Source organism: Marinomonas aquimarina (assembly GCF_900089755.1).
GTDB classification, from domain to species: Bacteria; Pseudomonadota; Gammaproteobacteria; order Pseudomonadales; family Marinomonadaceae; genus Marinomonas; species Marinomonas aquimarina.
In genome coordinates, this window is record NZ_FLOC01000003.1 from 194,695 (window position 1) to 207,331 (window position 12,637).

3 protein-coding genes are annotated in these 12,637 nt (G+C 46.1%); all 3 read right to left on the reverse strand.

The window, feature by feature from the left end:
* Positions 1 to 56 precede the first annotated feature (56 nt).
* The 3 genes from MAQ5080_RS17355 to MAQ5080_RS04545 all read right to left on the reverse strand — a co-directional run bounded on the left by MAQ5080_RS17355 (position 57) and on the right by MAQ5080_RS04545 (position 12,623).
* On the reverse strand, positions 57 to 2,780 hold the full coding sequence (locus MAQ5080_RS17355) for a retention module-containing protein (RefSeq protein ID WP_067213144.1): 2,724 nt from the start codon (positions 2,778 to 2,780) through the stop codon (positions 57 to 59).
* A gap of 223 nt (positions 2,781 to 3,003) precedes the next feature.
* Entirely contained in the window at positions 3,004 to 5,463 is a 2,460-nt protein-coding gene (locus tag MAQ5080_RS17360) for a retention module-containing protein (RefSeq protein ID WP_067213141.1), read from the reverse strand.
* Positions 5,464 to 5,669: 206 nt separating this feature from the next.
* Positions 5,670 to 12,623: an Ig-like domain-containing protein gene (locus tag MAQ5080_RS04545; RefSeq protein ID WP_067332946.1), complete on the reverse strand. Its 6,954-nt coding sequence runs from the start codon at positions 12,621 to 12,623 to the stop codon at positions 5,670 to 5,672.
* Between the last annotated feature and the right edge of the window lie 14 nt (positions 12,624 to 12,637).

The window sequence follows — 12,637 nt, forward strand, 5'->3', positions numbered from 1 at the left end:
CCAGCTCGAATACCGAGCTGGCTTTACTCTTACTGCCATAAGAGGGAGGTTATCAATTAACCATCTTGGTTAATGATGTACTCTTGGTCATTGAAGATGACCGTTAAAGTATCTTCTGAAGTGACGGTACCACTACCATCAGAATCAAAGTTACTCTCAGGGCCAAAGTTCGCAATGTCTTGACCACCGATTTTCACACGACCCACACCACTCTCATCTTGAGACACGGAAACATTGGCATTTAGGAACTCCTGTACCGCTGCCAGATCGTTCGCATCAGTACCATCAGGTAACTCTAATAGATCCGAGATATCCAAAGTATCTTCTGCGGCTTTAAAGTCCTGAATCGTATCGACGGATTCATCATTTAAGATGAAGGTATCGGAGCCATCGCCACCGGTCATGGTGTCTGATTCGACATCATTGCCACCGAAGATCACGTCATCTCCATCGCCACCGATCAAGATATCAGCACCTTGTCCACCAACGATATAGTCACCTTGCGCACTACTGTCATCGTCTACCACAGCACTACTCATGATCGAGCCTTGATATTGTAGAAGTCCTTCAGACTCAGCGCCTTCTGAAGACACCACGAGATCAGCAGAACCTGTACTGCCATCGATATCCTCAAAGTCGTAGCTAAAGGTTTCGTCTACTACCTTGGTAATCGACTCAATGTCACGAACCCTGAAACCATCATTCGCTTCCGCAGCATCAGTAAAGGTGAATGCCACATATACGATTGCAGCAGTGGATGTAATGGACAAGGACGTTAAATTATTACCATTACCCGCTGCGGTAAAGGTGACATCTACTTTGTTACCCGCGGCATCAAAGCCGACCACATCCACCTTATCGTCACCACTCTGATCGTAAAGACCAGTACCGTTTTGCACACCAAAGGTTAACGCGGTTGCCGCATCATCCAGTTTGATCACCAGAGCCTCAGATTCACCAGATGAATTCACATCAATAGGGTTATTTTCGCCAGTACCGACACCTAAGCCAGCACCGGTTGAACTGATCAAATCAGCATTACCGGCATCCCAATCGATATCGCCGTTTTCATCATAGAAATCAACACCATACTCGTAACCTTTGGCAGTAAAGCCATCGCCATAGGTTGGCGGCGTATTATCTACTTCAAAGGTGTAATTACCATCTCTATCAATGGTCAATGTGCCTGTACCAGTTTCAATATCGAGCTCATCTTCGCCTTCTGCAAAGGTGTACTCAACCTCGTTATAGGTTACAGAAGTGACACCACCGACATCATTCTCATCATCGTAATCGATGGAATCAGTATGCACATCATTGGCCAGTACATTACCTGAGAAGCCGCTATCATCGACACCTTCAACACCATCGTCGGTGACGTTGATGGTTAGTTGAGTCCAATCAGAGGTATTTTCACTATCTGAAGCTTGATAGTAGAAAGACTCTAAATAACCACTTTCAATCCCTGTATGGTCAATGCTGTTTGGTGCGGTATAGGTAAACGAGCCATCAGGCTGAATGACTAGCGTGCCACCGATATCAGTGTTCACAACAAAGTCACCATCGCCATTTGCTGCGATAGGATCCGAACCATCAGCATTCAAAGATATGCCGACAATGGTCAAACCTGTACTTGGCTCATCATTTTCTAATGCACCATCGACATCTTCATCATTATCAGAATCAAGGCCATCACTTTCTGAAACACTGTAAGCATCAGTTTCAGAGTCCGGTGCGTCATAGAATGTTGGCTGATCTTGGTCGACGTCGGTTAAGCCCTCAGAGTCGGTTGCAGTTAAGCTAACAGCTGGCAGAGTTCCCCCACCATTCACGAAAGTTGCACCATCACTGGTCAACACAACCTCGCCATCCTCGTTGAACTCGAAATAGCCATCGTCATTACTTCCTGGCGTAAAGTCCACTCCACTACCAACACCTAACGTGCCATCTTCCGGGTCGCTGGCGGTAAAGGTCGCCACAACCGTACCCTCTGCAACACTGTCTAGGTCAATGTCAGTTTCTGCGACCACATCAATAACTGGAGGCTCATTTTCTGGTTCTGGCTCTGGCTCTGGTTCTGGTTCTGGTTCAGGCTCTGGTTCAGGCTCTGGCTCTGGTTCTGGTTCTGGTTCTGGTTCTGGTTCTGGTTCTGGCTCTGGCTCAGGTTCTGGCTCAGGTTCTGGCTCTGGCTCTGGCTCAGGTTCAGGTTCTGGCTCTGGCTCTGGCTCAGGTTCTGGCTCAACTAAAGGGATAATAGTCGGGTCTTCAGCAGCTTCTAACGCCTCAAAACTAGCAGCTTGTGTGTCATAGCCATAGGAAGGACTCGCTGATGCTCCTGATCGCGAGATGTCCACTAAAACACCACCTAGCGCATTATCCAGAAGCCCCTCACCAGCGGCCGGCGCTTCTTGGGTTTGAGTCGGATCCTGTCCCGCTAAGATAGCTTGCTGCAACGCAGTTAGATCAGCCGTACCATCCTCGACGAAGCCTTCTGTGGCTGCTTCCTCGACTACTTCGGCAGGGGTCTGAGCAAGACCATATACTTCACTGGTTATTTCTACAGCCGACGCATCGGCTACATAAATTTCGGTACCATCGTTAAAACCAATGGTGGCACTGCCTTCCGCTGCAGCTACAACAACATCTCCCTGATAAATAGGATCACCCATTTTCAACACACGCTCTTGCCCATTTACAGACTGAACTCGAACAGTGCCATCAAGTTGGGTCACAAGCCCAACCGGTTCACCTAATGTGATAAGAGTTTGATTGTCGCTCATAGCAAGTACCTCCACTTGTATTAACGATACTTTTAAAAACTAGACCCCCTCACTCATATATTCCATTGTACTAAAGTACAGTTATCACTTATTTTCATATGTTACGTCTTGTGGTGAACGTGCCTTAGACAGGAATTCGTCAATAAATTGACCCATTTTTAAGCACAAAAAAAGCCAGCTTGAGAAGCAAGCTGGCTTTATCTTCACCTATTACTATCAACCACTAACCATCTATATTGATGGTGTATTCTTGGTCATTGAAAATCACAGTAAAACGATCATCAGTTCCCACTGTGCCATCTACATTACTATCAAGCTGGCTACCTGAACCGAATGTCGCAATATCCTGACCATCAATTTTAACGTAACTGACACCCGAACCATCTTGGGAGACTTCTACTTTGGAGTCCAAAAACTCCTGAACCGCCTGCAAGTTACTGGAATCCGTATCAAGTGGTAAATCTAAGAGATCAGATACATCCAATTTATCTTCCGAAGCGGTGAAATCTTCAATCCGGTCCACTGATTGCTCATTAAGAATGAAGGTATCCGCCCCCTCCCCACCTATCAACAAATCTGACTCAATATCATTACCACCAAAAAGAGTGTCGTCCCTTTCACCGCCAGTTAATGTATCAGAGTTCAGTCCTCCAATAAGATAGTCATCCATAGCCTCTTCTTCACTTATCAAGGCCGTGCGCTGAATCGTGCCTTCATATTGAAGCAGCGACGATGCACCGCTAGATGAGCTAATCTGCAACTCAGCACTGCCTTGGCTACCATCAATGTCTTCAAAGTGATAGGTGAAGCTTTCATTGACCGAAGGAGTGATAGACTGTATTTCTTGAACCGTAAAGCCATCGTTATTTCTGTTATCTTGGCTATTTGCAAACGATACATAGCCAATAGCAGTATTGTCAGAAGCAATCGATACCGACTCTATTTTGTTCCCACTGTTAAAGTTTGGTGTCACCGTGACTGAGATTGAGTCACCAGCAGTATCGAATGCAAGGATCTGCGACTGATCGATACCATTCATATTATGGACACCGAACACCACAGCCGTCGCAGCCGTCTCAAGTTTTACCAGCAAGGTCTCCGACGCAGTGCCATTCCAGTCAATTAAACTGTTCGTTCCGACCCCTAACTTAGGATTTCCTGTGCCACCGGTATGGTTAACATTGATCCCTTCATCTTCAGAATCCCAACGCACTTTAGTGGTACTGAAAAAAGCACCAGTATCATCCGTACTTAAAGAGTTGCCATGGCCAAAACCAATCGCTTTGAACCCCGTACCATAGCTCGGCGCAGAAGCACCAGTCAGCGTGGTCACAGCAAAACTGTAATCGCCGTCTTTTTCAATCGTGAGAGTGCCTGACCCTGTTAGAATTTCGAGCGTATCCTTACCGTCAGCAAAACTATGGCTTGTACTGTCGTAAATCACGGAAGTGACTGCACTTAAATTATCAATATGGGTATCGTTGCTCAGTACATTACCCTGCACACCCGCGACACCATTATCATTAACTCCGGTAACGCCTTGATCGACAATATTGATTGCCAGCTTAGTCCAATCCGTTTCTCGGGAACCATCACTCGACTTATAAAAAACTGAATCAACAATATCCTTACCGTCATACACATAACCACTCGCCACATCAGAATGATCAAGGCTATTAGGCGCTTTATAGGTAAAAGAACCATCTTCCTTAACGGTTAAGGTGCCACCAAGATTCGTAGCAATATTGAACTCACCATTCGACACAGATACGGACGCGGTGGAGCCATCATTACTCAAAGATAGCGACGTAACCTTCAGCCCTGTTACCTGCTCATCATTTGCCAATACCCCCTGGGCTGCCGAGACATCAAGGCCAGATTGCGCATCACCATCATTATGCTCCCCTTCCTCTACACGGTATGAGTCAGGAGCTGAGTCTAATGATTCAGGATCTTCTGGATCAGGGTCCTCTGGATCAGGCTCTTCTGGATCAGGATCCTCTGGATCAGGATCTTCTGGATCTGGGTCCTCTGGATCTGGGTCCTCTGGATCTGGGTCTTCTGGATCTGGGTCCTCTGGATCAGGGCTGTCTGGCTCAGGTTCTGGAATAGTAGGCGTTTCAGGATCTGGCTCTTGTGTAGGATCAGCTTCATTCAAGTCCAAAAGAGTTTGATCTTCTGTCAGAGTAATAGACTCGGTGTTAAGGGCCTGGGTATCGTAACCATACGTCGGACTAGCCGATAAACCTGAACGGTTGATATCAACCAATACCCCACCGAGACCAGCAGCGAGAGGGCCTTCACCAGCGGCTGGTGCATCTTGAACTTGAGTCGGGTCTTGCCCTGCTAAAATGGCTTGTTGCAGAGCAGTTAGGTCTACAATGCCATCCGCTAAAAACTCCGTTGACGGTATCGCTTCAACTGCTTCTTGCGACAATCGGTAAACTTCATCGTTAATTTCAACCGCCGACGCTTCAGCTAGGTAAACATCTGTTCCATCAGTAAACGCAAGCGTCGCGCTAGCGTCCACCGCTGCAAATATGATATCCCCTTGGTAAATTGGCTGCCCTATTTGCAAGATACGTTCTTGCCCATCGACAGAGTGCGCTCGAACCGCACCTTGAAGCTGTGAAACGAACCCAACAGGTTCACCTAGAGACTGAATAGTTTGATTGTCGCTCATATAAGCTCCCTGCTTAATAGCATTAGTAACAACTAAACTATCCCTTTAAAATAAAGATGCCTATTGTACTGAAGTACACTTTTTAAACAGAAACACTATAAAACCCCACCATCCTCTTCTAAATAGCAGCTAATTTCGTACAAACAAAAAAACCAGCGCGATGACTCGAGCTGGTTTTTAAGTGTTAACAGAGCGGTTGCTGACTATTAACCATCCTGATTAATCGTAAACTCTTGGTTATTGAAGATTACGGTTAAGCTGTCTGTAGTGGAATTCACCGAACCATTTCCATCGCTATCAAACGAACTATCAGAGCCGAAGGTAGCCACTTCACTTCCTTTCACAGTTAAATGATTCACACCATCACCATCTTGAGAGATAGCAACATTTTCATCTAAATACGCCTGAACGGCTTCTAGATCACTTGAGTCTGTGTTACCAGGAAGATCTAAAAGGTCAGAGATATCCAATGCATCTTCCGAGGCGTGGAAGTCCTGAATGCTATCGTTTGAACTTTCATTCAAAATGAAAACATCTGCACCCGAACCACCGATAAGAGTATCTGACTCTGTATCATCACCACCGAATAACAAGTCATCACCGTCATTCCCAAACAGAGCATCAACACCTGAACCTCCTTCGAGATCATCCTTACCACTAGCGCCCTCTAATACATTGATTAGATCACCATCTAGTGTCATTGGCATTAAATCGAAATTGTCTGTATTTAGCTCAACAGCATCATTATCATCAACAGCAATCTTAAAATTAAGGTGTCCCCAGTTCTCCTGGTTATGATAAACAACCTGGATTGCATGGTAACCGGACTCCTGAGCAACAAAGCTACCATCCGATTTACTAATGGTATAACTACTCTCATTTGGGTCGTAGCCATCAGCTCCCCAACGAGCGGAAGCGACTACAGTGTCATTGATCGAAACATAAAAGCTGTCATCAACTGTCCCTTCAAAAGAATATTCCTTACCTTCTTCTAGGTAAATGAATGCAGAAATAACACCTAACTCCCTATGTGCAACCGTATATTTGTCATCTGCATCATAGTTAAGATCTGAAGGAAGCTCATCTATAATATTGGTGCTAACAGCCTTATTATCATCAGCAATAACGTTATCCATAACAGTATTAAGCTGCTCTTCAGAACCACCGCTGCCATTGTAGTTTCCACCGTACTCGTAGCTGTTTACATTTGACCAAACAGAATAATTCATGCCCTCAAAATCAGATTTATCTGTAATTTGCAGTAGTGCGGAACCTTGGCTGCCATCACTATCTTCAAACGTATAAGTGAACGATTCATCAACAGCAGGAGTTAGAGATTCAATTTCTTGTACAGAGAAACCATCGTTATTGCTGTTCTCTTGGCTATTTGAAAACGACACATAGCTAATTGCATTTCCGCCAGCCGAAATGGATACGGACTCAATCTTATTACCATTATTGTAATTCTCTGTGACCGTAATACCTGAAATAATGTCACCATTACTATCAAAAGCCAAAATTTCAGATTGATCGATACCATTCATATTATGGACACCAAACTGAACGGCAGTAGAAACTGTATCCAGTTTCACAAGCAAAGTCTCAGAAACTGTTCCGTTCCAATCTATCAGGCTGTTCGAACCAACGCCTATTTTAGGGTTACCCTGACCGCCTGTTTCCTTTACGTTATCGTTTACATCATCATTACTCCAGCGAATCTTACTAGCACTAAAGAAAGCACCATCGTTATCGCTGCTTAAAGATGCACCATGATCGAAGCCAATTACCTGAAAACCAGTCGCTGAACTATCTGTAAGAGTATTAACGGCAAAACTAAAGCCACCATCTCTACCCATAGTTAAAGTGCCAGAATCAGTTTGAACTTCCCAATTACCCTCTGAGTTTAAATCAGTTAAAGTTTTTGTGACTTTGTCTGAACCAGATCCATAACTAATAGATGTAACACCACCGGCTCCAGTAGCTAGGTCATACTGAATCGAATCCGTATGGGTATCATTATTCAATACGTTGCCTTCAACACTAGAGAAGCCTATATCATCAACACCAGTAAGGCCTTGGTCACGAATATCTATGAACACAGACGCCCATTCAGACTCATTAGAGCCATCTGATACTTTGTAAGTAAATGACAGGTCACCAGCATCATCGGAACTGTGTTGAATAATTGGCGCTTCATATTTATAAGAACCATCTGAGGCAACTTTTAATACGCCAAAATCATCACTTTCAATTATTAAATAACCGTCAACAAAATCACTTGTTACAGCAGTACCATTAGAATCCAACGCAATACTTGAAATGGTTAAAGTCTCATTCTCTTCGTCACTAAAATCGCTTAGAAGTGAGCTTGCATTAGCATTAAAAGCAAATGATTCACCCTCCAAGAGGCTATGAGTAGTGGAAGCAGCCGCAGCCCATTCAGGCGCGTCATTCTCTGGCACATACGTTGGCGTATCGCTGTCAGTATCCGTCACATTTGCGCTATCGGTCGCCGTTAGGCTCACCGCTGGCAAGGTCTCGCCCGCATTGATCGCCTCAACACCCGCTTGCGTCAACACCACATCGGTGCCATCGATCGCGTAGTAACCCTCGGTGTTCGTGCCGTCTGTGAAGTCCACGCTTGGCGTGCCGTCTTCTTCGTCTGACGCCGTGAAGCTCGCCACAACGGTATCCACCGCCGCGTCGTTTTCATTGAACTCGGCTGCCGCTGTCACCTCGATCACTGGACCGTCGTTTTGTGCTGTGTAGCTTGGCGTATCGCTGTCAGTATCCGTCACATTTGCGCTATCGGTCGCCGTTAGGCTCACCGCTGGCAAGGTCTCGCCCGCATTGATCGCCTCAACACCCGCTTGCGTCAACACCACATCGGTGCCATCGATCGCGTAGTAACCCTCGGTGTTCGTGCCGTCTGTGAAGTCCACGCTTGGCGTGCCGTCTTCTTCGTCTGACGCCGTGAAGCTCGCCACAACGGTATCCACCGCCGCGTCGTTTTCATTGAACTCGGCTGCCGCTGTCACCTCGATCACTGGACCGTCGTTCACCAAGGTCACACTTGGGTCGTAGCTGGCCGCTTCGCCAGCCACTGTGCCGTCATGTGGCGTCAACGTGAACGCTGGCAACTCGGAACCACCGTTCACCAGTGCCGCACCCGCTTCGGTCAAGACAACGTTGTTACTGTCATCCAACGCGTAGTTGGTTGTATCACTCAGGGTCACCGTGACCGTGTCGCCGTCTTCGTCGTTGGTGCTGTAAGACGCCACCACATCGCCCGCAGACGCTTGTTCTTCAGTGAAGTTCTGCTGGTTACTCAGCGTCACTTCAGGTGCATCGTTTATACTTAGTGTTAACTCACCTTCTGAGCCTTTATTGCCAGCAGTATCAGTGTAGCTATTCTTCGCCACACTGATACTTGGCTCTTTATCACCAGTAAATGTGAACGTTGCAGTCCAAGTATCATCATCCAATTGTTGTAGATTACTTAATTCGCCACCATCAGCTTTGATATCGCCCATTTCAAAGCCAGCCACATTTTCACTGAATTGGAATGTAACTGTTGTTTCTTGGCCTACAGATAAATTTTCATCCGCTGCCGTAATCGTCACACTTGGGCCGTCAATATCTGCTGCTGGAGCATTTTCTGTAACATCAGGTGACTTATTGTCAGCTTCATCAGACAAGCTGGCCGTCACGCTATCTTCTGGCGACACCTCGAAGGACACACCATTGTTTAGGTGGTTCTGCTTCAATTCAATCGTGACTTCTTCACCATCGTTCACTTTATATGTCAGTGTGTCGCCAACCTCTGATCCAGTCACAGAAATAGTCGCAGTGACCGTACCATCGTTGCCAACCTCATCGTTGTTGTAAACTTGGTCAGTACCCGCATCTTCAAAGCTAATAGTTGGCGTAGCAATCTCAGTATCAATATTTACGACAGGGCTAACAAAGGCTGACTGGCCATTCTCTTTCCCATCATTTGGCGTCAAAGTGAATGACGGTAAATCCTCGCCCGCATTCACCAACGCCGCACCCGCTTCGGTTAACACCACGGTGTTACCGTTCAAGGCGTAATTCACTTCGTCACTAAGCGTTACCGTCACGTCATCACCGTCAGCATCGAAGGTCGTGAACTCTGCCACCACTTCGTCTGCCGACGCTTGATCTTCAGTGAAGACATTAACATTCGTCACGGTAATTTCTGGAACATCGTTCGGCACATCAATTTCATAGATGTGGGCTGTGCTACCATCGCCTCGATTACCAGAGCTATCGAAAGCATGAGCAGTACCCTCAATCTTGAGATCTGCGTCTTCAGTCAATTCAGACGCATCTAGAGTAAGTTGGTATTTGCCTGTAGAGTCCGTACGTAGGCTGTATTCTTGTCCGTTAATATTCAGTGTTACGACAGCAAAACTAAAGGCATCACCAGAAACAGTACCCGTAATAGTTACACTACCCTCTGCTTCCTCAGAGGAAACTAAGTTATCAGATGTGACATCATCAATCGTTAGCGTAACGTCTAAGTTTGCAGGACCATCATTATCGAAAATACGCAATGTGCCTTGAGCATCACCTAGCAGGGCATCCCCAGTTACATTTGAAAGTGTAACAAAGCCCATTTCCATATCTTCAATAGTGGTATCGTCCTCGATACCAATACGGACAACCTTTGATGTTTCGCCCGCTGCGAAAGTAACGGTGCCGGTATAGTCCGTGAAATCTACACCTGCGGTAGCCCCAATGCCGATTGTTGTGTAGTCAACGCTAACCTCACCTTCAGCGGCCTTACTCAAACTGACGGTGAACTCAGCATATTCCTGACCTTCCACCGCATAAACGAAGTCAATGCCGACCAAAGGTAGATCAGTAGCTGCTGAGTCATTATCTTCAATAGCAAACGTAATATCTTCGTCGTAGTAGTTATCGCCAGATACCGTAGCATTGAAGTACTCAGTTCCTTCGATTTCATAGTCATCAAAGATTGGAATGCGGATGTCAATGGCGTTACTTCCGCCAGGCATTTCCATCGAGAAGGTTGGCCATACATCGCCGTTATCTTGGTATTCAACTGAATCCAAGCTAACAGCCATCCAAGTGTCACCACCATCAGTTGAATACTCCACAGGCATTGTGTAGTCATCTGAGTATTCTGCAATCGATTTACCAAGCTCTGCACTTAGCTTCTCACTGGTAAAGGTGATTTTAAGCGTCTGAGCTGTATCAAACGTCAGCGTACTGTTAAGCGAGAATTGATTATAACCATCCCCTTCAGAAACAGAGCTCACGTCCGTAGATAAGTGGGACTTGAATGTATCTAAAGTAGAAGAGGTAACATCTGTGTAAGCCGTCCAGTCTTCTACTCGATAATCGATACTCAGACCTTCTAGATCGTACTGATTGATGCCTTCATTTAATTGGATGAGATAGTTCCCATCACCTTGATCAACCAAAGTACCAATCTCTTGGAATTGCGCAGATAACTGAACATTCTTAACCAACAAGTTTTCTGTTGTAACCTGTTGACCAACAGCGCCTTCCAATAAGTCATTCGTTGTGAAAGTAACTTGACCATTCATTTCAGAGTAGTTGTATTGCACAACGCCACCAGGAACTTCGATGACATCGGCAGTACGCTCATCAAAGGAGTCTGGTGTACGATCGCCAGCGAGTGACTCAATAGTCTGCGCAACGTGTTCCATTGCCGCTGTCTCAAACTCGTTATGGCCTAAGTTATCTTCGGTTTCACTTTCACGGGTAAACTCAATGTTCACATGCGCTAGAGCATCAGAAATCATCTGTTTACCAGCTTCTGCGATATTTAAATCGTAATTATCAAAAGCGGCACGCATGTCACTGGTAATATTCAGCACTTGGCTGCCAGATGGGTGATTAATGATATCACTTGTGTCTAAAACACCATCTTCAACGTCTGAGTCTTGTAAGCCCTCACTAATGGCTTGGATGAAAATTGCCATGTTCTCAACATAGTTTAGGTTTACATCACCTAGATCTGTCTTCGCGATGTCTTGAAGGAATAACACGCTTCCGCTAATCACCTCAGAGGAAATCTCGGCGATTTCTACTCCACCAACAGAAAAAGTAATGGTGTCGCCATCACGATAAGAAAACGCCCCATCAGTCTCCCCTTCTCCTGTAAGACCAGAAAGGCCACTTGTTGTTGAGTAAGAAAGACCATTCACCACTCCATCTGCGAAGGTTGCAGTCATGATGGACTCATCAGGAGCCACCGCAGGATCGACCATCACCGCAGTACCATTGTTTTCAGCATCGCTTGGCGTCAAGGTGAACGCGGGCAACTCTTCCCCTGCATTGACTAATGCTGCACCCGTTTCCGTCAGAACAACTGTATTACCACTTAACGCATAGTTGTCCATATCGCTCAAGGTAACCGTAACTTCATCACCGTCTTCGTCTGCTGTGGTAAAGGTCGCTACAAGGTCATTCTCAGACGCACCATCGACTTGAGCGAAATCAAAGCTGTCTGTAACCGTCAAAGTTGGCGCTTGGTTATCTGGCAATGTCACCTCAGGGTCTACAATCACCGCAGTACCATTGTTTTCAGCATCGCTTGGCGTCAAGGTGAACGCAGGCAACTCTTCCCCTGCATTGACTAACGCTGCACCCGCTTCCGTCAGAACAACTGTATTACCACTTAACGCATAGTTGTCCATGTCGCTCAAGGTAACCGAAACTTCATCACCGTCTTCGTCTGCTGTGGTAAAGGTCGCCACAAGGTCATTCTCAGACGCACCATCGACTTGAGCGAAATCAAAGCTGTCTGTAACCGTCAAGGTTGGCACTTGGTTCTCTGGCAATGTCACCTCAGGGTCTACAATCACCGCAGTACCATTATTTTCAGCATCGCTTGGCGTCAAGGTGAACGCAGGCAACTCTTCCCCTGCATTGACTAACGCTGCACCCGCTTCCGTCAGAACAACTGTATTACCACTTAACGCATAGTTGTCCATATCACTCAAGGTAACCGTAACTTCATCACCGTCTTCATCTGCTGTGGTAAAGGTCGCCACAAGGTCATTCTCAGACGCACCATCGACTTGAGCGAAATCAAAGCTTTCTGTAACCGTCAAGGTTGGCGCTTGGTTATCTGGCAATGTCACCTCAGGGTCTACAA

Bases quoted from the DNA above. Each gene is read 5' to 3' on its own strand.
- MAQ5080_RS17355 (WP_067213144.1), bottom strand. From the start codon at position 2,780: ATGAGCGACAATCAAACTCTTATCACATTAGGTGAACCGGTTGGGCTT.
- MAQ5080_RS17360 (WP_067213141.1), bottom strand. From the start codon at position 5,463: ATGAGCGACAATCAAACTATTCAGTCTCTAGGTGAACCTGTTGGGTTC.